This is a genomic window from Streptosporangium sp. CA-115845, from assembly GCF_050943795.1.
GTDB lineage: Bacteria > Actinomycetota > Actinomycetes > Streptosporangiales > Streptosporangiaceae > Streptosporangium.
The window spans coordinates 5,712,059-5,735,292 of record NZ_CP191988.1 but is presented as its reverse complement, the minus strand read 5'-3'; the positions used below and the strand labels follow the sequence as shown (position 1 = coordinate 5,735,292).

Here is a 23,234-nt window from a genome sequence, read left to right as displayed (position 1 = left end):
TACTTCGAACGGGGCACTTCGGACGGCGAGATTCCAGGCGACGGATTTTCGGGTGACAGGATTTCGACGGGAGTTCGAGGACGGCGCCGTGGTGTGAGATGGGCGGGGAGCGACCTTTCCCGGCTCGGCTCTGACCGGGTCAGATTCTAATCCGCCGGTCCGTCGAATGCGATGGATATCTTGATTTCACTGTCTTTTTTATCGACACTAAACATCGATTCGGACACGAGCCTCTATGTTCGCCTTATGGCTGCATTTAGTGACAGGGGAAGTGTTTGCGGCACGCCGCCGTTCGCGGCCTGGTCGCGTGCGAGGCGGCTCCCCGCAGGCGGACCTGGCCGCTGCCGGCCACGGCGGACCCGGTGGGCGGCTCGAAAGGGATGGCCGAGGGTGATCGTGGCGCCACGGAAAAGGATCTCCGTTGAATGTGAATCGGAATGGCCGGTGTCGATGCCGTGGACATAGCAGCGCAAAGTGTGCAACACGGCTTTCTGTGCGCGCTTTAATTACCCGAACCTCGGTGATTCAACTCGGCGGCAATGGGGAACAGATATCGTGCGTTCAGGGTTCCCGGCGCCCGTCTGGGCAAGGGTTGACATTGTCGAGGTGATCGTTGGCTCGTCGCACAAAAAAATTCGCCGATATGGCCACGGTGCTTCTGGTAATTGTTGGAATCCTGGTCGGGCTGCCGTTTGGAATAGTCGGAGAATATTTCCCGGAAATGGTGGCGGAGAACCAGATCGCATGGGTCGCGATTTTTGGGTTGACCGCCTTCCTCACCGTCCTGCTGACCCGGCTGACGCCGGAGCTGATGAAGTCGCGCGCTCGCGATGGGCTCTTCCAGGTGCCCGAGAGGAAAGCGGGATGGGTCCGCAGAACCGAGCTGGACGACGTGGTCTCCACCCTGACGATGAGAGGCTCGGGAACGATCGGCCTGACCACAGGCATCGCCGGGGCAGGTGGTTTCGGTAAGACGTCCCTGGCCGTGGAGGCGTGCCACAGCGCTGAGGTGAGGAAGCGGTTCAAAGGCGGCGTCATCTGGGTCACGGTGGGCCGCGACCGCACCGGTGTCGACATCGCGGCGCTGGCCAACGACGTCACGGAGGCCGTGACGGGCACCCGGCCGGAGTTCTCCAGCCCGGAGCAGGCCGGCCACCGGATGGCCGAGATCCTGGCGGAGCGGGGCCGGATGCTGCTGGTGGTCGACGACGTGTGGAGTCTGTCACAGCTGAGACCCTTTCTGGCCGCGGCGGTGCGGTCCCGGGTGCTGGTGACGACCCGCCTGCCCAGAGCCCTCCCCCCGAACGCGATCGCGATGATCGTCGACGAGGTGGCGCCGCGGGTGGCCGTCCAGTTGCTGAGCCGTGGGCTACCGCCGATGAACCCCGGCGTCGTCAACAGCCTGATGGGCCTGACGGGGAGATGGCCGCTGCTCCTGGACCTCGTCAACGCGCGCCTGCGTGACGAGCACGGTGGCGGGGTGAACGCCGACGTCGCCGCCCGCCGGGCGGTCGAGCGGCTCGGCCGGGCCGGACCCGCCATCCTGGACGTCACCATTCCCCGCCAGCGGGAGACCGCGGTGCGCGTGACGGTCGAGCACAGCCTCGAAGCCCTTGGCGTGTTCGACCGTGCCCGCTTCCTTGAGCTGGGCGTCTTCCCGCAGGACGCCGACATACCGGTCGGCACCGTCGGGCTTCTCTGGCGCGCCACCGCCGGACTCACCTCCGAGCAGACCGAGCGCCTCTGCGCGAGGCTGCACGACCTGTCGCTGATCGGCAGGCACGAGACGGAGGGAACGGTGCCGTCGATCACGATCCACGACGTCGTCCGTGCACACCTCCGCTCGGAGTACGGGCTGGAGAGAGAGCGCGTCGAGGCGGCCAACCGCGACTTCCTCGACGAGGCCCGCAGCCTGATCCCCGACGACGACCTCGCGGCGGACGCCGAATGGTGGAGACTCCCCAGGGAGGTGCCCTACCTCTGGGAGCATCTGCTGTTCCACCTCGCCGAGGGGAGAAGGCATCGGGAGCTGGAGTCGCTCCTGCATGACGTGCGATGGTTCGTCACCCGGATACGAGCCTTCGGGGTGGCCGCGGCGGAGTCGGATCTGATGCTGTCGACCTCCCGCTCCGTCGCCGGGGTCCGGCAGCTGATCGCCCGGAGCGCGCACCTGCTCACCCCCTTCGAATCGGATGCCGTCTCCACCGCGAACCTGCTGGCCCGCCTGTACGCGTTCCCGCCGATGCGGGCGTCGATCGAGCGCTACAGCCAGGAGACCGAGACCCCCTTCCTGAGAGCCCGCTGGCCGCTGCCCGACATCGGCGCCACCTGCCTGCTGGGAACGCTGACCTCGACGACGAAACGGCTGAGGGACGTCTCGATCACACCGGACGGATCGAGATTCGTCGTGCACGGCCGCGACGGTGTGCAGATATGGAAGACCGACGGCACTACCCGGACAACGCTGGCCACTCACCGGAAGCCGGTTCACGAGGTCGCCGCCGCACCGGACGGTTCGTGGCTGGCGACCCGTTCCGGACGCCGGAGAGTGCAGGTCTGGGGGATCGACGGCACCCAGAGAGCGATCCTGGAGAACGGCGTCGGCAGGCTCGCCGGGATGGTGGCCGCGCCGGACGCCTCGTGGCTGGCGACTCTCTCCGCGCGGGGAAGGGGCGTTCTGTGGAACCCCGAAGGAAGCAGGCGCGCCGTACTGAGGAGCGGGATCGGCAGGCTCGCCGGGATGGTGGCCGCGCCGGACGCCTCGTGGCTGGCCACCTTCTCCACGCGGGGAAGGGTCGTCCTGTGGACCCCCGAGGGGAGGAAGCGCCTGACCCTCAGGAGCCCGGTCAGGGTGAGGACCAAGCCGCGAACCCTGAGGGACGCCCTGCTGATGCGCGGCTGGAACCAGGAGAACGAGAAGGTCTCCGGCCGGAACAGGCCGATACGCGAGGTCTCCAAGATGGCCGTCTCGCCGGACGGCGGCTGGCTGGCGACCCTCTCCGGAGACGGGAGCGTGCGCCTGTGGGGAGTCGACGGCGACGAGCGAGCCGTCCTGACGGGACACACCGGAGCGGCACCCGGGATCCGTATCGCCCCTGACAGCAGCTGGCTGGCCACCTGGACGTCCACCGGGTCGGTCCGGCTGTGGGAGTCCGACGGCAGGCAGCGGGCCGTTCTGTCCGGGCATGCCGGGGTGGTGCGTCAGGTGGTGATCGCCCCGGATGGCAGCTGGCTGGCGACCCTTTCCGAGGATCGGAGCGTGCGGCTGTGGGAGTCCGACGGCAGGCAGCGGGCCGTTCTGTCCGGGCATGCCGGGGTGGTGCGTCAGGTGGTGATCGCCCCGGATGGCAGCTGGCTGGCGACCCTCTCCGGGGAGCAGAGCGTGCGGCTGTGGGAGTCCGACGGCAGCGAACGGGCGGCTCTGTCCGGGCATGCCGGGGTGGTGCGTCAGGTGGTGATCGCTCCTGACAGCAGCTGGCTGGCCGCCTGCTCACAGGACGGGGAGATCCGGATCTGGCAGTCGGAGCGCTCCGGGCGGCAGAGCCGCAGGGGCCGGACCGGGATGGTGCGCAAGGTGACCATCTCCCCCGAGGGGAACTGGATCGCCACCCATTCCGGCGACGGCTCGGTGAAGCTCTGGAACGAGGACAGGATAGAAGGAGCGACCCTCACCGTTCCCATCGAGACCGGTCACTACGGCGCGATCTCGCCGGACAAGACGTGGCTGGCCGTCTGGTCCGGTGATCACGTGATCCGGATACGCGGAGCCGGTGGCCGCAGGAGGGCCATTCCGACGGGGCACACCGGACGCGTGCGGGGAGTGGCGATCGCCCCCGACAGCACCTGGCTGGCGACCTGGTCGGCCGACCGGACCGTACGGCTCTGGGGCGCGGGTGGCAGCAGGAGGGCGGTGCTGGCCGGTCACACCGGGCCGGTGCGCGAGGTGGTGATCGCCCCCGACAGCAGCTGGCTGGCCACCTGCTCGGAAGACGGCACCGCGCGTATCTGGTGGGCCGACGGCACCGAGCGGGCAGTACTGGTCGCGAACATCCGGGCGACCGCTCACATTCTCATCTCACCGGACGGCGCCTGGCTCGCCACCTTATCCATCTACGGAAAAATCCAACTCTGGAAACCGGATGGCAGCAGGTACGCCACCCTGAAAAGCAGGGTGGAGGCCATAGGCGAGATCACCGTCGCCCCCAACGGCAGGTGGTTCGCCATCGTCTCGGTCAACGGGACGGCGGGCCTGTGGGGAGCCGACGGAAAGGCGCGGGCCTCGCTCAAGGGATGCCCGGGAGCGGCCCGGCAGGTGGCGATCGCCCCCGACGGCACCTGGCTGGCCGCCTGCTTCGAGGACGGCACCGCGCGTGTCTGGTCGGCCGGCGGCAGGGACCGGGCGACGCTGCCCGCGAACTCGGGAAAGATTCGCGGCGTGGCCGTCTCCCCGGACAGCAACCTGCTCGCCACCTGCTCGGACGACGGAACCATCCGGCTGTGGGACAGGTACGGCGAGTCGGCGGGCGCCGGAGCCAGGGTCGAGGCGGGTCTCAACTGTCTGGCCTGGTTCCCCAACGGCCTCGGTCTGGCCGCCGGGGGAGACCAGGGCCTGTACGGCTTCGACCTCTACCCGCCCCCCACCTGAACCAAGGGCGCGTCTCACCGCCGGGCAGGGCGTGTTCCGGAGTCGGTGGGTGCGAATTCCGGCCGGCGGTCGATACGCGCGCGGTCGGCCTCGGACCCGAAGTGATAGTCGATTCTCCGGGTCGCCTCCGCCCACTGCCTCATCGTGCGCACGGGCGTGAGCGTCTCGACCACGAACGGATCGTGCCAGCGTTCGACGGCTCGTCGCCACAACTCCTCCGGGGAGTCCGTAAGCACGTTGCCGATCGTTCCCTCGTAGGCGGCCATCGCCCGCGCGGCTCCGTCCGGCTCAATCTGCAGGACGGGGAAGAACGTCCCGCCGCGGATGCGCTCGGGGTGCATCTGCAAGGCCAGGTTGTCGGTCGTGGCCACGTGCACGGACGACGGCGCCAAGGACCGCAGATGTTCTCCGTACTCGTGACTTCCCAGCAGCTCGACCTGGGAGTCGGAGAGCAGTTCGTGCCGTGCGAACCCCTCACGGCTGGCGAGCCCTTCCGGTATCACCGCCCCGAACGCGATGGACTCCAACTGGGGGAACCTGGGCGCGATGACGGTGCAGAAGTCTTCGAGCTGGTGGAAGTTGCTGCTGACCACGACACAGTCGATCCCCAGGCCGAGGCGACTCCCCCCGCTCAGGCGCCGTCTCTCGGCGGCCTTGTCCAGGAGCGCCAGCGCGTTCATCGCCCGGTCGAACGATCCGCGCCGGCCGCGGATCCGGTCGTGCACCTCCGCGGTGGCCCCGTCGACGCTCACGCTCACCTTGAAGGAGCCTCGCACGATGTCGTCGATCATCTCGGGACGCAGTGACCAGCCTCCGGTGAAGAGCGAGACCTTTATCCCCGCGGCGGACATCCGGTCGGTGACCTCGAAAACGCCCTTCACCAGGAGAGGTTCGCCACCGGCTAGGCAAACGCCGTACGGGTTCATCGCGATGATGGCGTCGGCGGCGCGAAGCATCTCACGGTGATCCAGCTGGCGTGCCGGCCGACGCCCGGATTCCGAGTAACAGTGGGAACACCGCAGCGGGCACGCGTAGGTGATGTCCCAGACGATCTCAAGCGGGCGATCGGGTATTTTCATGGTGGCGCTCCTGACGCATGGCAGGCCGGGGCCGGCTTTGTGGATGTGCAGAACTCCGGGTGAGTCCTTGCGGCGAACGGATGGGTGAGGCCGTCACCGGCCAGGTCGGCGGTGCCCGCCTGGCGCATCAGCCGGTGGCGATGAGGAACTGGGTGGCGGCGAGTTCGGCGTAGAGCGGGTCCGTGGTGACCAGCTCGCCGTGGGTGCCGACCGCCTGGACCCTGCCCGCGTCGATGACGACGATCCGGTCGGCCAGGGTGACCGTGGACAGCCGGTGCGCCACGACCAGCACCGTCGTCGTCCGGGCAGCCTCGGCGACCGTGTCCCGCAGCGCCGCCTCGTTGACGGCGTCGAGCTGCGAGGTGGCCTCGTCCAGCAGGAGGAGGCGGGGGCGGCGCAGGAGCGCGCGGGCGATGGCCACGCGCTGGCGCTCGCCGCCGGAGAGCTTGGTGCCGCGGTGGCCGACCAGGGTGTCCAGGCCCTTGGGCAGCTGTGCCACCAGGTCGTCGAGGCGGGCGGTGCGCAGGACTCGCTGTATCTCGTGGTCGGTGGTGTCGGGGGCGCCGAGCAGGAGGTTGTCACGGAGGGAGCCCGACAGGACGGGAGCGTCCTGCTCGACGTATCCGATCGCGGACCGCAGCTCCGGGATGTCCCAGGCGCTGAGATCACGGCCGTCAAGGAGGATGCTTCCCGAGGTCGGCTCGTAGAACCGTTCGATGAGGGAGAAGAGGGTGGTCTTGCCCGCGCCGGAGGGGCCGACGAAAGCGGTCATGCCCTGTGGCGGGACGGTGAAGGTCACCCCGCGATGCACGGGCGGCAGGCCGGGCGCGTAGTGGAAGTGCACATCGTGGAACTCCAGTTCGGCGGGTGCCGTGCCGGGCGCGGGGAGCACGGCGACCGGCCTCTGTGGCTCGGCCGGCAGCCGCTCGGCCTCCTGGATACGTGCGATGGCCGCGGCCCCGACCTGGTACTGGCTGACCGCGGTGACGAGCCCTTGGACGGGTGCCACCAGGTTGAACACGTACATCAGGAACGCGATCAGCGTCCCCACGTCGGTCGCCCCGGCGGCCACCCGGGCCCCGCCTGCGGCGAGGACCGTGAAGAAGGCCACCTGGAGGGCGAATTCGCTGGTGTGCCCGGCGATCGCCAGCCATTTGCCGGCGCGCACGTTGGCCCGCCACGCCTGCTCGGCGGCCCGATGGATGACCGCCTCCTCGCGGTGCTCGGCACCGGACGCCTTCACGGTGCGCAGTGCCCCGAGCATCCGCTCCAGGGCCGAGCCCATCGCCCCCACCGACTTCTGGGCGTCCTTGCTCGCCCGCCTGACGCGCGGCATCACCACCCGGATGACCGTCCCGGCGAAGATCAGCACGCCGACCGTGACCGCCAGCAGCGCCGGGTCGAGCACGCCCATCAACGCCACGGTCGCCAGGAGCGTCAGGCCTCCGGTGACCGCGCCGACGAGCGAGTCGGTGGTGACCTGGCGCAGCAGGGTGGTGTCGGAGGTGACCCGGGACATCAGATCTCCGGGTTCGGCGTGGTCGAGGGCCGAAATCCGCAGCCGCAGCAGATGGGAGACCAGGCGGCGACGGGCGGCGAGCACGATCGACTCACCGGTACGGCGCAGCACGTACTCACCCAGCGGCCCGATCCCCGCGGCCACGACGACGAGGACGCCCATCAGCAGCAGCACGCCGGTCAGCGGCCGGTCCGCGCCGAGGTCGTCGATCAGCTGCTTGGCCGCGAGCGGAAGCGTCAGCCCGACCGCCCCGGTCATCAGATTCAGCAGCCCGCCGAGGGCGAGCCAGCGCCAGGACGGGCGCATGTAGCGCAGCAGCACACGCCAGGCGGGTGACGGGCCGGGCGGCCCGCCGGCCCCGTCCGCGCGGGGAGCCGACTGTCCGGGGCCGGGGACGCGATGCTCGGCCGCCACGGCCGCTGGAGCGTCGGGCTGATCGCGCTGCGTGTCCACGGGGTTCCTCGCAAGGATGTTTGAGTGGGAGAACTGCGGGGGCACCGGCCTTCCCGCCATCCGGCCCTGGTCGAGCGCGCCGGAGCACGCTCGACCAGGGCCGGCCGTTCACCGGTCTTCACCGGCGCGATGGCACGGTCCGGCCTCGATCACCTTCCAGGAGGCGGCCGGCGCCGGCTCGGACGAGAAGCGCGGGTGAAGCGGCCGGGTTGATCGGTGCCGGGGCCGTTACCGGCCCCGGCAGCGGATCGATCAGACGCAGACGTAGCAGGCCGTGCCGTTGTACGACGTGACCAGGCTGGAGCACGGGTGCGCCTTGCTCTCGGTCGCGTTGAGCGTCTGGAGCTGGAGGATCTGAGCCATTTCTTATTTCCTTTCTGTCGCCTCGAAAGCGGGAGACCGCAGATCGAGGACGGGGATGACCGACGCGCTCTGGTCGAACGCGACGCTGAGGGCAACGAGAACTCCGGCCGAACCCGTTTCCAGGTCCATGGACAGCCGCATGAGTTGGTTGCCGGGGAAGGCCAGATGGCCTTGGTAGGAGAGGGCGTGCCAGGAGAGGCGGCGCATGTGCTCACGGATGAGCGGCCGGTCTTCCGGCAGGCCCAGCAGGCGGAAGGTCGCGATGGTGCCGGCCCGTCCCATGAACAGGGCCGGGTGGCGGCTGAACGGCGCCCGCAAGGCGCGGCGGACGCCCTCGATGACGCTCGTGAAGTCCGGATCGGAGCGCCGGGCCAGGTACTGGGACAGAACCAGCGCCAGGCCGCCGCTCCCGCCGCCGAGGTAGGCGAGGTAGCGGTTGCTCTCCAGCAGGCAGAAACCGCCGTCCGGCAGCACCTGGCCCCGGGCGATCTCGCGCCGCAGTGCCAGCTCGGCCAGGTCGAGGTGACGGGTCTCCCCGGTGGCGGCGTGCAGCGTGAGGAAGTAGGAGGCGACCCCGGTCAGCCCGTGCTGAAGGCCGACCCTGCCCTCCGAGGGGAACATCGAGGAGTCGCCGTCGCCGAGTCCCGCGGCCAGTCTCTCCCCGATGTCCAGGGCCTCGGTGCGCAGGTCCTCGTCTCCGGTGATCTTCGAGAAGTGCAGGAGGCTGAGGCCCGCTCCGGCAAGTCCGCCGTGCACACCGGGTACCACGAGGCCGTCGTGCAGTTTCCGGGCCCGGCCGAGGACGTCGAGGGCGTCGTCACGGCGTCCGAACGACTCCAGCGTCGCAGCCACGCCGTGCAGCCCGTTCAGGAGGCCGGGGAGCGGGTCGGCGGCCCGGCGGGTGGCCTTGACGAGCCAGTCCACGTACTCAGGCGGCACCGCGACGCCGGCCTGCCGCAGCGCCCAGAGCACGCCGGCGGCGCCGTTGGCCACGGTGAACCCGCCGGTCGCGAACTGCTGCGGATCTCCAGGGAAAAGCCGGTCCCTACGGTCGGGCGTCGCGCTCGCGGTGATTCCCGCCACGAGCGAGTCGCGGATGGCCGGCCAGTCGGGGCTCTCGACACTGAACATCTGGGCCGGTCTGTCCTCGCCGAGAGGTCCCTTGACCTTGCTGAACTGCCGGACCAGACGTGTCCCGAACGCCGGCGGCACCGGGAAGTGCTCGGTGATGACGTCGGTGAGGCTGACGAGCTTGACCGGGTCCCGGTCCTGCAGGGGACTGATGGGGAGGAACATCCACTGCCGCAGACAGTTCATGACGTAGTCATCGGCGGCGCGGCCGGAGAGGTCCTTCGGCGCGGCGAATCCCGCCGCGGCGAGGCCTGGGGGCCGCGGGTCGGTCAGGTCGGACGCGATCTCGAAGTCGATCAGCGCGACGCGCCCGTCCTGGCGGACGATGATGTTCTCCGGGTGCAGGTCGGCGAAGCGCACCCCCCTCGCGTGGACGGACATGAGCGCGTGGTCGACCTTGGCCAGGATGTCGGTCGCCCACCGGGTGTACGCGGCCAGCGTCTCGGCGCTCGGGTCGGGGCTGGTCAGCGGGTAGCGCTCGAACACCTCGTCCAGCAGGGTCTTGCCCTCGATGTACTCCTCGACCAGAAAGTGGTGTTCCCAGATCGTGCGGTAACCGAGCAGCCGGGGTACGCAGTCGAGGCCGCTCAGCCGCTCCAGGATGTCGCGCTCGTGTGCCAGCCTGGTGACCGCGTCGACGCCGCCGGTGTCCAGGCCGGCGTGTGGGCGGGCCTCCAGCAGCACCACGTACCCTCCGGACGCCCCGTCACGGGCGAGATACACCCCGCCGCCGTTGGAGAAGTGCAGTGCCTTTTCGATCTGCCAGGGGAACTCCTCCTCGGTTCCCGAACCGTGCTTCGCGACCGACTCGCGCAGCACCTCGGGGATGGAGACCCACTCCGGTACGGTGAACGCCGGATCCCGCCTGTCCGGGACCAGCCGCCCGTCGGGTGTGCGGATCGCGTGCCCCAGACTGCCGTCCGACTTCGTGTAGGTCATCGGCTGGAACGCGCCGTACCGCACGTAGACCGGTGAGTCCTCGTACCGGAGGTCGCTGAGGATGTACGGGCCGGTGAAGTCCCGCAGGAGCTCGGCCAGTGCCGGCAGCACCTCGCTCAACTGGTCCTCGTTGACCGGGTACAGCGTGATGAGCTTGCCGCTGCCGCCTCGCTCGGCGTACTTGTTGTTGAGCAGCCGCATCGCCATCTTGCTTCTGAGGAACTTGACGGCGATGTTCCGGGTGACGCAGAAGTCCACCACGAGATCGCAGACTGTGCCGGCGTCGGAGTCGGTTCCCGAGACGTGGATCTTCCATCCCTGCTCCGGAAGCGCGACCTCGGGCGGGAGCAGCACGACCCACAGGTCGCTCTCGCCGACGCGCCACCCGCTCGGGAGGGGCCGGCGCGCCGTGGGGAACCGGTTGTCGTCGTCCGGTATGCGCCAGACCGGCTCGAAGAACACCGGATCGGCCTGGCAGTAGGCCACAAGCTGAGGAAGTGTCTCTTTCATCTGGTCGAACTCCAGGATGCTGAAGGCGCGAGGGGAACTATTCGCACGAGATCGTGTTTTCTGACGTCACGCGCCGGTTGCCGGCCGCCGGGGACGGTCCGGTTCGAGAACGACCGGCAGTCCGAGGAGGTAGCGCACGCTGCTCTGCCGGTAGTGCAGGCTCTGGGAGTCACGGGCGAGCTCCATGTCCGGGAAGCGCCGTGCGAGCGTGCCGATGGCGATCTGCGTCTGGGCCCTGGCCAGTTCCGCCCCCAGGCAGTGATGGTGGCCGTGCCCGAAGGAGAGATGGGGGTTGCTCGCCCGCTCGATGTCCAGCAGATCCGGATCGGTGAAGAACGACGGGTCCCGGTTGGCCGCCACCAGTGACGCGGTGAGGAGGTCGCCCTTTGGGATCGGCGTGCCCTCCACATCGATCGGGGCCGCCACGTGACGGGCGATGCCCACAGGGAACGGTGTGATGAGCCGCAGCAGTTCCTCGACCGCGGTGACGATCAGCGTGGGGTCGTCCACGAGCCGCTTCCACTGCTTGCGCCGCAGCAGGGCGGCGACACCGCTCGCCAGCACGGTCGTCGGCGCCCGATGCCCGTTCACCATCAGAAACCTGGCCGCCGAGACGAGGTCCTCTTCGGACAGTCCGTCTCCCTCGGCTTCGACGACCCAGCCGAGCAGGTCATCCGAGGGGCGGTCCTTCCTGGCCGCGATCAGGGCGCGCAGGTAGTCGTCGATGTCGCTGTGCGCCTTGGGAGGCGGGGAGACAAGCCTTTCCAGGATCCACTCGCGTATGTAGCCCCGATCCTGCTCCGGCACGCCGAACAGCTCGCACAGGACGACGACCGGCAGGGGGTAGGCGAACGTCGGGAGGAGGTCGATCACCTCGTGGGCGGGGATCGCGTCCAGCAGCGCGTCGGTCTCACGTTGTATGCGCGGACGCAGCGCCTCCACCCGTCGCGGTGTGAGGTGCCGCTCGATCAGCCGGCGCAGCCGGGCGTGCTCCTGCCCGTCGATCGTGATCAGATCCAGTTCGCCCCGGTGCGCGAGAGCCGGATCGGCCGACTGGAGCCGGAACCCCGCCGTGATCTCCGCGTCCCCGGTCAGTCCAGGGCCGGCGAGGGTCGTGGTGGTCGCCTCATGCCCGGTCAGAAGCCAGGACGTCGCCACGCCGGACGCGTTGACCCGGTGGACCGGCCCCAGTTCCCGCCACTGCCGGAGCGCGTCGAGATCGTTGAAGATCGCCGGGGTGAGCACCGGGAGCCTTGCCGGGGCCTTCAGGTGAGCGCCCGCCTGCCGGTCCAGATCGGTAAGGAAGGGAACGAGCGCCGGGACCACCGTCTCCGGGTCGGCGGTGGAGAGCATCAGGACCGGGCAGAGCAGATCCGGGGCGGAGTCTCCGGGGGCCGGACTCCCATCACTCGGTGAGTCCACGACCACCACCGCGGCCACACGCTCCGGATGACGATCCGCGACCTCCATCGCCGCCGATCCGGCCGCACCGTAGCCGAGTAGCACAGCGCGATCCGGGCTGTCCGGCGCCGCCAGGAAATCCGTGATCCCCCCGATGCACGCGTCAAGGTCACCAGCCGGTACGCCGGCCATCCGCACCTGCCAGCCCCGGCCGGTGAGCTCGTCCTCCAGGCGCTCGCTCCCGGCCCCCCGGTTGAGGATCATCAGGACACGACCCCCGGCCTCCTGGGCCGACTCGTCATCCTTCGAGGTCGTAACGGGCATTGCCCCAACTGCGCTACTGGCGACTGTCGCCACCTTGTCTCCCCGGTACTGCGGTGATTCAGAACGCCTCGATTGGCTTGTGATCAATGTTGTCGAGGGCACTTGTGATGCTCTTGCGGACGTTTGTATTTGACTTGTAAGTCTCTTGTTGTGGAGCGTCACCTGTCATGAGCTGGGTGCGGGTGACGGACGGGAAGACCAGGGCGAGCACGGCCGGTGGCTCTTTCCGCGGCCTGGACCTCTGGGAGGCGGCGCCGGGTTCGGACCCGATCCGGGGCGTCCCGGCGTTGCCGCAGCCGAGGGGCGGTGCGGGAGACTTGGCGGGTGACAATCGAGAACGCCCGTTCAGGTCCGCCGGAGACCAGCCCCTTCATCGTGCTGCTCACGCTGGCGCACCGGATCGAGTCCGAGCTCGGCGCCGCCCTCGCGCCGCTCGGACTGACGGTGAGCAGGTTCGGCCTGCTCGGGCACATCACCGGCGTGCCCGGCGCATCGTTCAGCGACTTGGCGCGAATGTCCGGAATCACCGTCCAGAGCGTTCATACGGCGGTCAGCTTCTCGGCCCTGAAAGGGACCGAGCTTGCAGCTCCTCGCCATACCTGGCAGATACGGTTCAGGCCGCGTCGTCGGCAGCGTGACACACTGCCCGGCGACCGATATTGATCGCCGCGAAGTAATCCGCCGGGCCAGCGAGCCCGCACAAAACACAACAGAACTCATCCCTGGTGGGACGGTTCCGTTTGTCGAGGTGACCGCACCCGGGGCAGGTGCGGGAGGTGTTGCGCGGATCCACCAACCGCACCGGTACCCCGGCCAGGGCGGCCTTGTACGTCACGAACGTCCGCAACTGATGGAAACCCCACGAGTGCAGGTCGGCACGCTGAGCCTTACGAACCGTGACCCGCTCCCGAATGCCCTGAAGATCTTCCAGGGCGATCCCGGAGCGGGTGTCCTTGGCCTTGCCGACCAGCTTCTTGGCGATGACATGGTTGACGTCACGGGCGAACCGCGACTCCTTACGGCGGCGCCTCTTTAACAACCGCTTGGCGGACTTGGTGCCCTTGGCCTGGAGGCGGGCCCGCAGCCGGGCGTTACGCCGCCGCACGGCCCGCACCCCTTTGCCGCTGTAGGGCTCACCGGTGGAGTCGGTGGCGAGGTTGACGATGCCCAGATCCACCCCCAGCCACCTCACCGGCTCGCCACCGGCTGACGGTTCGGGGACCTCGACGACCACGGCCAGGAAGAACACCCCGTCGCGGTAGACGAGATCCACCTGCCCCCGCAACGTCGCCCCCTCACTCTGGAGCCACCGGCCCCGGTAGAGAACGGGCACGATGACCCGGCCACTCAGGGTGAGGAGGCTGACCGCCTCAGAGCCTTTCCAGGTGAGGATGCGCTGGTCATAGGCGACCGCCCCCAACGGGCGGAAGACCGGTTTGACGGTCTTGTCGCGTTTGTAGGCCTCGCAGGCCTTGGCGATGGAACGAACAGCCATCTGCGCCGACAGCCCGAACTCCTGGCGCAGCTCGGTGTAGACGAGCTTCTGCAAGGCGATCTTGTTCGCGGTGCGGTGGGCGAACGCGACCTCGGCGGCCCTGGTCGCGGCGGCGTTGCAGGCGCGCATCGTCGCCAGCAGAGCCTGCCCCTCCTCGGGCGAGGGCGCGAGTTTCAGCATCTCCGTCACCAGCACGCACCGATCCTGTCACTCACCGCTACCGGACAGCACCGTTTTCCGCGTTTCCTCCCCGCCGTGAACGACGGGGCCTCCACGCTGCAATTCCGGTGAAGGCGCTGTCCGGGGCCGGGCTCGTTCGTGACAACACCGCTCGCGCCGGGTCCGCTTCGGCCATCGAGATCACGCCCGAGGGTGCGCGTCTCATGCGGGAGGCGATGAAGGCCGTGGCCGGAATCTACAACCTGCTGTGGGCGATCGTCGTGGTCCTCATGATCGTCCGCCCGGGAGCCCAGGCGTGACCACCGTAAGCGGCTTAGCGAGAACCCGCTCTCTTCGGTCAACGGGACGGCGGGCCTGTGGGGAGCCGACGGAAAGGCGCGGGCCTCGTTCAAGGGATGCCGGGGAGCGGCCCGGCAGGTGGCGATCGCCCCCGACGGCACCTGGCCGGCCGCCGGGGGCGACCAGGGCCTGTACGGCTTCGGCCTCTACCCGTCTGTACCAAGGGCGAACGGCTTTTGGTGTCGCCGACCGGCCCTCTTCGAGACTGTCGCGGACCTGCCTGTGGCCCGCGCCGGACAGCCGGAAGCGCGGCGTGCGGGCGGCAAGGCGGCCATGGCAGGAGGGGATCGCAGCGCAGGCCGGATCAACGGAAGGTAGAGGTCCGGTGGAGCACGACGGTGGAGATGTGCCCGGCCACCTTGGCGACCAGCGGCCCGTAGGAGGCGCGGGTGGTCTCGTCGAAGCGGGTGATCGGGCCGCAGATGGAGACCGAGCCGAACACCGTGCCGTCCGGGCGGAGTACGGCCGCCGCCACACTGCCGGCGGCCGACTGGCGTTCGCCGGCGCTCTCGGCGTAGCCCAGGCGGCGAATCCGCCCGACCTCCGCCAGCAGGGCGTCCGGGGTGACCAGGGTGTGCGGGGTCAGTGCCTCGAAGGGCTGGAGCCGCAGGAACTCGCTGATGTCGCGGTCGGACATGGCGGCCAGGATGGCCTTGGACGACGAGCCGGCGTGCAGGGAGTACGGTCGGCCGACGGCGACGGTCATCCGCACTTCGCGAGGGCTTTCCACCTGGTCCAGGTAGATACGGGTCCACCCCTGCCTGATCGACAGTGTGGCGGTCTCTCCCGTGGCCTGGACGAGGTTGCGCAGGAAGGGATGGACGGCGGCCTGGAGGCCGAGGCTGGAGATGGCGCTGAGGCCCACGCTGAGCGCGCCGACGCCCAGCGTGTAGCGCTTGGTCTCCTCATCGAACCGGAGGAAGCCGTCGTTGCTCAGCGTCTTGAGGATGCGGTGCGCCACTGCCTTGGGCAGGCCGAGGCGGCGGGAGATCGCCGAGACGCCGATGCCTGTGGAGGTCTCCTCGGCGACCGTGTAGATCACCTGCAGGGCCCGAGTGAGGCCCGACGCTGATGCCGGATCGGAGGTCTCCACGGCCATACTGTTTTCCGCGCTGGAAGTCATCGGTGCCCTCACCGTCACCCGTTGGCCAAGAGTCGATCAATATACTGGTCCCGGAGGGGCATCCGGTGATCATCCGCCTCGGTGATGACGCGTGTCAGGCGGTCGAGAAGGGCGTTCCCGTCCGACGCCAAGCGCTCCCTGGCCTCTCCCGCCGGGCGATAGCCGTCGACGGCCCCCGCCCGGATGGCTCCGTTCTCCGTCAGGAGCTCCTCCAGAGCGAGCACCCGCTGCCGCGTGACGTGCAGTTCCTGGGCGAGTTGCCAGACCAGCGATACCAGCCGGTCGGTGTGGGGATCGTCGAAGTAGTGGATCTCCGTCATACCGTCGTCTCCGGCTTCTCCGCGCACAGCACGGCCCAGGGGAAGAACCATTCCCGGCGTTCCGGCCTGTCACCGGACAGCAGACCGTGTTCCCGCTCGTCGAAGGGCGTCCAGCGGGCGCCGGTCAGCCCCGCCTCGGCGCAGACGCGTGCCGTGTCGATCCCGAACAAGTCGCGGAAGTACGGCTCGTTGTTGCGTTCGGCGTGCTCATAGACGGTGGCGTCGCGCACCGGGTCGCCGGTGGGCCAGAACTCCAGGAACCGCACCGATCCGCCGGGGCGGAGCAGCCTGGCGGCCTCGGCCAGCGTCGCCGCGATCTCCGCGTCGGGCATCTCGTGCAGCACCATCGTCCCCGTGACCAGGTCGGCGGAGCCGTACTCCAGACCGGTGGCGCTCCCGAAGGCCTGCCGGTAGCGAAGGGAAAGGCCCGCCGAGACCGCTTGGGCGTGCGCGAGGCGCAGGTTGGGGGCAGACAGGTCGATGCCGACGATCTCCGCGTCAGGATACTTCGCCGCCAGCGGGCGGGTGCTCTTGCCGAATCCGCAGCCGATGTCGACGACCCGGGCTGCCCCCGGCAGGTCGGGCAGCGCGGTCTCGGCGAACAGGCGGTGGAACTTGTAGCCGTCGTTGTCCCGCAGCATCACCACGCGGGCGCCCAGTTCATAGATGAACGCCGAGGCGTCGGCGGCGAAGAACGAGCCGGGCTGCAGATGGATGTCGACGTCGGTATACCAGTCGGGCAGGCTAAGCCTCGGGTCGAGTTCCGGCGATCCGGGCACGTCGAGACCGCTGGACAGTTCCTTCCTCAGTCGCAGTACCGCGTCGCCCGCGGCGCGCCACAACATCTTCTGCTGCTGGCGTTCCAGGTGGGCGAACCACGAATAGAGCGGGGACCGGCGCAACGCCGAGGTCGCGCCGGCGAGAGTGGTGACGTCGTCGCCACCGCCGCGGGCGTCGGCGGCGAGGCGTGGATAGAACTCGTGGGCCCAGCGGGCGCGCAGCCCGCCGACGAAGTCGACAGCCGAACGTTCGTCCAGGCTGAGATGCTCCTCGACGTCGAGCATCATTCACCTCCGGTCAGGGGAAGGTCGTCTGTCTTCGAGGGTTTCCCGGGCGAAGGCAGGTCGCGCAGGTGAGGCGGCAGGATCGGGCGGTGCTCGGGCTCCCAGCAGAAGTCACCGTGCTCGGTGTGATATTCGGTGCTCAGCGGTCCGCCGACCGTGCGGAACAGCATGAGGTTGCCGGTGAGCGAGCCGAACGGCCCGTGCCACTCCTCGGGAGGACGCCAGAAGTAGGCGCCCGGACGCATGATCCCCAGGTGCCCGACCAGTTCGCCGGAGAGCAGGAACATCTCCTCCACGACTGGATGCCGCTCCGCCTTCTGCCCATGGCGCAGCGGCATTGTGCCGAGAATCCAGGTCTCGTCCCCGGTCACCGGGTCACGGCGCAGCCATTTGCGGCCGGCCCCCGGCGGGAACTCTGGGTGGAAGCCGCCGCCCCACGCTCCGTCGAGCGCGTCGATACGCTCGACGACCCGCTCGCTCACGAGCGTGGGCAGGTGGCTTGAGGCGGGTACGGCGTGCGCCTCGGCGGCGAAGAAGGTCAGCACCACCGCGCCCGCCGGTGAGGACATGCCCGCCCGGTGGTAGCCGGAGGGCAGGTGGCCGTAGGAGTAACGCCCGTAGTCCACCTCGCCGATCCGCAGCGACCCGGAGAGGACGAAGAACTCCTCATCGGTGTCCAGCGCCTCATCCCGTTCCCTGCGCCACCCGGCCGGATAGCGCACCAGCGTGCTGCAAGCCCCGGTGGCGGCGTCGCGGCTCAGTTCGCGCACCTCCGCGCCTTCCCTGATTCCCCCCGCGCCGCTCCACGCGAGGCGCTGGGTCTGCAGGAACTCGATGAAAGGACGGTTCACGTCGTGACCTCCGAAGAGTCGAACAGCCGGGGGCCTGGTAGCTCACCGGGATGGAAGCAGGCGACCTCGCGCCCCGTGGCGTCGGTGACCGGCTCGGGCGACTCAACGCGGCAGCGCGGCCGGGCGATCGGGCAGCGCGGGTGGAAAGCGCAGCCGGAGGGCAGGTCGAACTGCGACGGCGGGCTGCCCGGTAGCACGATCCGCTCCCGCGCGCCGGTGCGGCCCAGCGAGGGAGCGGCCGACAGCAGCGCGGCGGTGTAAGGGTGCAGGGGGGCGCTCACCAGTTCGTCGCAGGATGCCTGTTCGACGATCCGGCCGAGGTACATCACGGCCACGCGGTCGGCCAGATGGTGCACCAGCGCCAGGTCGTGCGAGACGATGAGATACGACATCGTTCTCTCGCGCTGGAGGGCGCGCAGCAGGTTGATGATCTGTGCCTGGATCGACACGTCCAGAGCCGACACCGGTTCGTCGGCCACCAGCACGTCCGGTTCCAAGGCCAGGGCGCGGGCGATGGCGATGCGTTGCCGCTGTCCGCCGGAGAACTGCGCCGGCCGCCGGTCGAGGGCGTCGGGCGGTAGGCCGACCTGTTCCAGGAGGGCGAGTACCCGCTCGCGGCGGTGCGCCCGGGAGGCCAGGCCGTGGGCGCGCAGCGGCTCGCCCACGATGCGTTCCACGTTCATCCTCGGATCGAGGCTCGCGTAGGGGTCCTGGAACACCATCTGGACCCTGCGCCGGAAGGGGCGCATCCGGCGTTCGGACAGGCCGGTGACATCCTGCCCGTCGAACATGATCTGGCCGTGTTCGGGCCGATGACCGCCCATCATGGTCAGTGCGAGAGTTGTCTTGCCGGAACCGGACTCCCCGACGAGCGCGACCGTCTCGCCGCGGCGCAGGTCGAGGCTCGCCCCGTCCACGGCGCGCAGCGGCCGTCCGCCGCTGAGGAAGGTGACGCTCACATTCCGCGCGGACAGCAGCACATCCGAAGCGGGAGCACGGCCGGGGCCGGGAGCCCGGTCCAGGTCAGAGGTCGTGCCGGAAGCGGGTTCTGGGGTCATCGGGCGTCCTCCTCAAGCGGTCGCCAGCACATCACGCCGTCAATCTCGGGAGGTTCCTGGCCGAGGCAGGTCTCGTCGGCATGGGGGCACCTCGGGGCGAACCAGCAGCCCTCGGGCCGTTCCGCCGAGGTCGGCGGGCTGCCGGGGATCGGCCGCAGTTCGGCCCGCGAGGGGTCGAACCGCGGCACGGCGGCGATCAGCCCCCGGGCGTAGGGGTGGCGGGCCCGGCGCAGGATCTCCCGGGTGGGGCCCTGTTCGACGAGCTTGCCGGCATAGGCCACCAGTACCCGGTCGCACACCTCTGCGGCGACGGCCAGGTCGTGGGTGATCAGCAGCAGCGAGGTGTCCCCGAGGGTGGTTCGCAGCACGTCGAGGATCTGGGCCTGGATGGTGGCGTCCAAGGCGGTGGTGGGCTCGTCGGCGATGATCAGACTGGGCCTGTTCACCAGGGCCAGTGCGATGACGACGCGTTGGCGAAGCCCGCCGGACAGCTGGTGTGGATAGGCGCTCATCCGGTCGGCGGGGGCGGGCACGCCGACCGCGGACAGGGTGGCCACGACCGCGTCGGCGGCGGCGCGTTTGCCGATCCGCTGGTGGCGGCGGACCGCCTCGATGAGTTGGGATCCGATGGTGCGTACCGGGTTGAGCGAGGTCAGCGGGTCCTGGAACACCATGGCGGTGTCCTTGCCGCGCATGCGCTGGAGGGCGGGTTCGGCCGTCCCGACCAGCTCGGTGCCAGAGATCTGCACCGAACCGGTGACCCGGGCGTGTTCGGGGAGCAGGCCGAGCAGGCTCAGCCCCAGCATCGTCTTGCCCGAGCCCGACTCGCCGACCAGGGCCACGCGCTCACCGGGCTCGATGCGCAGGGACACGCCCCGCACCACCTCGCGCCAGCCGGTGGCCGTGGCGAAGGCGACCCGCAGGTCTCTGACGCTCGCGACCGCTTGTGTGGTCTCGTTCATTATCCCGCCCGCGTGTTCTTGAGCCGGTCGCGAGCGGTCAGCCCGTCACCGAGCATGTTGGCCGCCAGCACCGAGGCCACGGTGGCCGCGGCGGGCGCGAGCATCAGCCAGGGGGAGGTCGCCAGATAGGACTTGCTCTCGGCCAGCATGTTCCCCCAGGTGGGCACTCCGAGCGGGGCGCCGAGGCCGAGGAAGGACAGACTGCTCTCCGCGATGAGCATGTCGGCGAACATGAAGGCGGCCATCACCTGAAGCGTGGGCCGCAGCGCCGGGAGCACATGGGAGAAGACCGAGGCCAGGCGTCCGACCCCGATGAGCCGGGCGGCGGTGACATATTCGCGCTTGGCGAGGCCCAGGGTCTCGGCGTAGACCACGCGGGCGAAGGTCGGCCAGCTCACCAGGCCGAGCGTCAGCGCCAGTGGCCAGAAGCCGTGCCCGATCACGGCGATGACGGTGATCGCGGTGACCAGATAGGGAAAGGAGATGCCGATGTCGACGGCGCGGGTCAGCACGACCCGGACCCAGCCCTGCGACCAGCCCGCCCCGACGCCGATCAGCGTGCCGGTGACGGCCCCGAGCGCGGTGGCGACCGTGCCTATGCCGAGGGACCAGGAGGTGCCGGCGAGCACCCGGGACAGCACGTCGCGGCCGAGCTGGTCGGTACCGAGCAGGTGGTCGCCGCCGGGAGCGAGCAGCCGGCGGGCCAGTTCGGAGGCGCCCGGGTCGTACGGCTCCAGCATTCGATGGGTGAGGGCCAGCAGGACGAGGACGGCGCACATCCCGACCCCCACGGCCAGGGAGAGTGGCGAGCCCCGGCCGGGGCGGCGGCGCAGCAGGCCGCGCGGTGCCGCGGCGGAGGGGGCGCTCATGCCCGGCCCCGGCGCAGTCGGGGATCGGCGATCTGGAAGATCGAGTCCATGACGACGTTGACGGCGAAGACGAGCAGCGCCACGACGCAGACCGACGCCTGGACGACGGGGAAGTCCAGGTGCGTCACGGAGTTGACGAGCAGCAGGCCGAGACCCGGCCAGGAGAAGAGGAATTCTGTGATCATCGAACCGGACATCATGTAGGCGAACTGGGCGCCGAGCAGGGCTGTGGTGGCCAGCAGGGCGTTGGGGAGCACATGCCGTACCAGCAGGGTGGCCGGGCCGGCGCCGGTGGCGCGGGCGGTACGGACGTAGTCCTGATTCATCGACTCCGACACGTTCGCCGCCGAGACCCGGATGAGCTGGGGCGACAGGAACGCGGCGAGGGTCAGGGAGGGCAGTATCCACTCCAGGCCGCCCCCGCCCGACACCGAGGGGAGCACGCCAAGCCAGACGGCGAAGATCTGGATGAGCAGCAGCCCGACGATGTAGGCCGGGATGCCCTGGGCGACGCTGGTGAGGCCGTTCATCAGCCGCCGGGGCCCGGTCTGCGGCCGGGCCCCGAGCCAGCTCCCGATCGGGATGGCGATGAGCATGTTGACGATGGTGGCCAGGGCGGCCAGCTCCAGCGTGGGCGGGAGCTGGCGCAGCACCAGGTCGAGGGCGGGTTCGCCGGTGGACAGCGAGCTGCCGAAGTCCAGCAGCAGCATGTTGCCGATGAACGCGGCATATTGCACGACCAGCGGGCGATCGAGGCCGTATTGCGCGCGCACCTGCTCCAGTGTCTCCGGCGAGCTGTCCTCGCCGGCCAGGATGCGGGCCGGATCTCCGGTGAGCCGCAGCAGGAAGAACAGCGCGGTCGAAACGACCATGATCAGGACCACGACCTGGATGAGACGAGGTCCGACGGTACGGAGGATCCGGCGGGCCACGGTGAGCCCGGTCGAGGCCGCCGTCGCGGCGGGTGGGGTGGTGAGTGCCTGCTCGGCCATCGGCGGCACCTCCTTTCGGCGTCGGGGCTCAGCCGCCGACGGTCATCTGCTCGTAGTGGATGAACCGGCTGTCGTTGAGATAGCCCTGCACGCCCTTGGCGGTGGCGTTGACGTCGGTCTGCTGCACCAGATAGATGGACGGCGGGTTGTCGTGCACCTTCCGTGCCAGCTCCTGGAGCGTGGACAGCCGCTTGGCCTCGTCGAACTCGTTGTTCGCCTGCTCGATCAGCGGCATGACGCTTTTGTCGCAGAAGAAGGCGGTGGCCTTGGCGCAGGAGAAGATGCGGTAGGCGCGGATGGCGTCCATCCAGGGGGCCGAGTTCCACGACAGGCCGAACATGTCGCCGCTCCAGCCGTTGGTCTGGTATTTCTCCAGCCACTCGGCGAAGGTCATCTGCCGCAGGGTGAGCGTGACACCGACCTTGGCGAGGTCGGCGGCGACCGCCTGGTAGAGCTGGTCGTCTGCCGGATAGGAGCCCACGACCACGTCGGCGGTGAGGCTCAGTCCCTTGTCGTGCCCGGCCTCCTTGAGCAGTTCCTTGGCCTTCTCCGGGTCGTACGGATAGGGCTGGGTCTGCGGGTCGTAGCCGAAGGTCGACTCCGACGCGCCCTGCCCGGTCACCTTGGCCAGGTCGCCGGTCAGGTTGGTGACGATGGCCTGCTTGTCGACCGCGTAGTTCAGCGCCTGGCGCAGCTTCTGGTCGGCCACCTTGGAACCGGACTTCGTCTGGTAGAACGCCAGGGACATGACCTGCGGCGCGGGGTCGGTCTGCGGGGTGCCGCCCGCGGCGCGCACCTGCTCGATCTGGTCGGGGTTGAGCTGGATCGCCACCTCGATCTGCCCCGACTGCAGTGCCTGGAGCCTGGCGGCGGCGTCGGGCAGCTTGATGACCTGGAGCTTGTCCACCTTGGGCTTGCGCCAGGAGTCGGGGTTGGCCGACAGCTCCCAGCGGTTCTGGGTGATCGAGTCCACCTTGAACGACCCGGTGCCGACCGGCGCGTTCGCGAACGCCTTGGGGTCCTGCTGCCACGCCTTGGGCGCGACGATGTAGAGCTCGGACAGGACCTTGGGCAGGATCGGGTCCGGCTTGGCCGTCGTCACCTCCACGGTGCGGGGGTCCACGGCCTTGGCTCCGGAGACGTTCATCAGGTCGACGCCCACCGGGGTGGATCGGGCGGCTTCGCTGTTCACGTGGTCGATCGTCGCGATGACGGCTGAGGCGTCGAACACCTCGCCGTTGGAGAACTTCACGCCCTCGCGCAACGTGAACCGCCAGCGGGTCGGCTCGACCTGTTCCCAGGACGTTGCCAGCGCGGACTGTACTGCGCCCTTGGCGTCCACGAGGGTGAGCGCGTCGAAGATCGCGGACCATGCGTAAATGCTCGGGCTGCCGGTTGCGGTGAAGGGGTTGCCCTGCCCTGGAGCCAGCGACGCCACGCCGACCCGCAGCGTCTGTGTCTTCCCGCCACCCGAGGCCGGGGTTCCGCCGTCGGTCGAACCGGACGAGCAGGCGCTGGACAGGAGCAGTGCCGCGCCTGCGGCGATTGCGATGCCGAGTCGGTGGTTGTTCACACCGTGTCCCTACGTTTTCATGGGCGCCGCCTGAGAAGGCGGCC

General features: G+C 69.4%; 18 protein-coding genes. 3 read left to right on the top strand and 15 right to left on the bottom strand.

Annotation, left to right across the window (positions count from 1 at the left end):
- Positions 1 to 721 precede the first annotated feature (721 nt).
- Complete coding sequence (locus tag ACQP0P_RS28080) at positions 722 to 4,645, top strand: NB-ARC domain-containing protein (protein ID WP_433359725.1); 3,924 nt, start codon at positions 722 to 724, stop codon at positions 4,643 to 4,645.
- A gap of 14 nt (positions 4,646 to 4,659) precedes the next feature.
- On the opposite strand, the gene ACQP0P_RS28075 is transcribed toward ACQP0P_RS28080, so the two are convergent.
- The 5 genes from ACQP0P_RS28075 to ACQP0P_RS28055 form a co-directional block, all read right to left on the bottom strand.
- Positions 4,660 to 5,724 (bottom strand): radical SAM protein, encoded by a 1,065-nt coding sequence (locus tag ACQP0P_RS28075; RefSeq protein WP_433359722.1) that lies wholly within the window; start codon positions 5,722 to 5,724, stop codon positions 4,660 to 4,662.
- Between the two features lie 127 nt (positions 5,725 to 5,851).
- On the bottom strand, positions 5,852 to 7,696 hold the full coding sequence (locus ACQP0P_RS28070; protein ID WP_433359719.1) for an ABC transporter ATP-binding protein: 1,845 nt from the start codon (positions 7,694 to 7,696) through the stop codon (positions 5,852 to 5,854).
- A gap of 366 nt (positions 7,697 to 8,062) precedes the next feature.
- Positions 8,063 to 10,639 (bottom strand): class III lanthionine synthetase LanKC, encoded by a 2,577-nt coding sequence (lanKC, locus tag ACQP0P_RS28065; protein WP_433359716.1) that lies wholly within the window; start codon positions 10,637 to 10,639, stop codon positions 8,063 to 8,065.
- Positions 10,640 to 10,705: 66 nt separating this feature from the next.
- Positions 10,706 to 12,364, bottom strand: coding sequence for a cytochrome P450 (locus tag ACQP0P_RS28060; protein WP_433359713.1), 1,659 nt, complete (start codon positions 12,362 to 12,364; stop codon positions 10,706 to 10,708).
- Positions 12,365 to 12,422: 58 nt separating this feature from the next.
- The gene (locus tag ACQP0P_RS28055; protein ID WP_433359711.1) at positions 12,423 to 12,575 is read right to left on the bottom strand and encodes a hypothetical protein; all 153 of its coding nucleotides are present in this window, start codon (positions 12,573 to 12,575) and stop codon (positions 12,423 to 12,425) included.
- A 113-nt stretch (positions 12,576 to 12,688) separates the two neighbouring features.
- On the opposite strand from ACQP0P_RS28055, the gene ACQP0P_RS28050 reads away from it, so the two are divergent.
- On the top strand, positions 12,689 to 13,027 hold the full coding sequence (locus ACQP0P_RS28050; RefSeq protein WP_433359708.1) for a MarR family transcriptional regulator: 339 nt from the start codon (positions 12,689 to 12,691) through the stop codon (positions 13,025 to 13,027).
- Here ACQP0P_RS28050 and ACQP0P_RS28045 read toward each other — a convergent pair.
- A complete protein-coding gene (locus ACQP0P_RS28045; protein WP_433359705.1) occupies positions 12,978 to 14,054 on the bottom strand; it encodes an RNA-guided endonuclease InsQ/TnpB family protein in 1,077 nt (358 codons plus the stop codon). The genes ACQP0P_RS28050 and ACQP0P_RS28045 overlap by 50 nt on opposite strands.
- Positions 14,055 to 14,146: 92 nt before the next feature.
- On the opposite strand from ACQP0P_RS28045, the gene ACQP0P_RS28040 reads away from it, so the two are divergent.
- The gene (locus ACQP0P_RS28040; protein WP_433359702.1) at positions 14,147 to 14,338 is read left to right on the top strand and encodes a hypothetical protein; all 192 of its coding nucleotides are present in this window, start codon (positions 14,147 to 14,149) and stop codon (positions 14,336 to 14,338) included.
- A gap of 344 nt (positions 14,339 to 14,682) precedes the next feature.
- On the opposite strand, the gene ACQP0P_RS28035 is transcribed toward ACQP0P_RS28040, so the two are convergent.
- The 9 genes from ACQP0P_RS28035 to ACQP0P_RS27995 are packed head-to-tail and all read right to left on the bottom strand — an operon-like array spanning position 14,683 to position 23,190.
- Positions 14,683 to 15,471, bottom strand: a complete 789-nt coding sequence (locus tag ACQP0P_RS28035) for an IclR family transcriptional regulator (protein ID WP_433359699.1) — start codon at positions 15,469 to 15,471, stop codon at positions 14,683 to 14,685.
- 44 nt (positions 15,472 to 15,515) lie between these two features.
- Positions 15,516 to 15,821 (bottom strand): hypothetical protein, encoded by a 306-nt coding sequence (locus ACQP0P_RS28030; RefSeq protein ID WP_433359696.1) that lies wholly within the window; start codon positions 15,819 to 15,821, stop codon positions 15,516 to 15,518.
- Positions 15,818 to 16,888 (bottom strand): class I SAM-dependent methyltransferase, encoded by a 1,071-nt coding sequence (locus tag ACQP0P_RS28025; protein ID WP_433359693.1) that lies wholly within the window; start codon positions 16,886 to 16,888, stop codon positions 15,818 to 15,820. The genes ACQP0P_RS28030 and ACQP0P_RS28025 overlap by 4 nt, the downstream gene beginning before the upstream one ends.
- On the bottom strand, positions 16,885 to 17,736 hold the full coding sequence (locus ACQP0P_RS28020) for a cupin domain-containing protein (protein WP_433359691.1): 852 nt from the start codon (positions 17,734 to 17,736) through the stop codon (positions 16,885 to 16,887). The genes ACQP0P_RS28025 and ACQP0P_RS28020 overlap by 4 nt, the downstream gene beginning before the upstream one ends.
- Positions 17,733 to 18,794, bottom strand: coding sequence for an ABC transporter ATP-binding protein (locus ACQP0P_RS28015; RefSeq protein ID WP_433359688.1), 1,062 nt, complete (start codon positions 18,792 to 18,794; stop codon positions 17,733 to 17,735). Before ACQP0P_RS28015 ends, ACQP0P_RS28020 begins: the two co-directional genes overlap by 4 nt.
- Complete coding sequence (locus tag ACQP0P_RS28010) at positions 18,791 to 19,756, bottom strand: ABC transporter ATP-binding protein (protein WP_433359685.1); 966 nt, start codon at positions 19,754 to 19,756, stop codon at positions 18,791 to 18,793. Before ACQP0P_RS28010 ends, ACQP0P_RS28015 begins: the two co-directional genes overlap by 4 nt.
- Positions 19,756 to 20,625 (bottom strand): ABC transporter permease, encoded by an 870-nt coding sequence (locus tag ACQP0P_RS28005; protein WP_433359682.1) that lies wholly within the window; start codon positions 20,623 to 20,625, stop codon positions 19,756 to 19,758. Before ACQP0P_RS28005 ends, ACQP0P_RS28010 begins: the two co-directional genes overlap by 1 nt.
- The gene (locus tag ACQP0P_RS28000) at positions 20,622 to 21,617 is read right to left on the bottom strand and encodes an ABC transporter permease (RefSeq protein WP_433359679.1); all 996 of its coding nucleotides are present in this window, start codon (positions 21,615 to 21,617) and stop codon (positions 20,622 to 20,624) included. Before ACQP0P_RS28000 ends, ACQP0P_RS28005 begins: the two co-directional genes overlap by 4 nt.
- 28 nt (positions 21,618 to 21,645) lie before the next feature.
- Positions 21,646 to 23,190: an ABC transporter substrate-binding protein gene (locus ACQP0P_RS27995; protein ID WP_433359676.1), complete on the bottom strand. Its 1,545-nt coding sequence runs from the start codon at positions 23,188 to 23,190 to the stop codon at positions 21,646 to 21,648.
- Between the last annotated feature and the right edge of the window lie 44 nt (positions 23,191 to 23,234).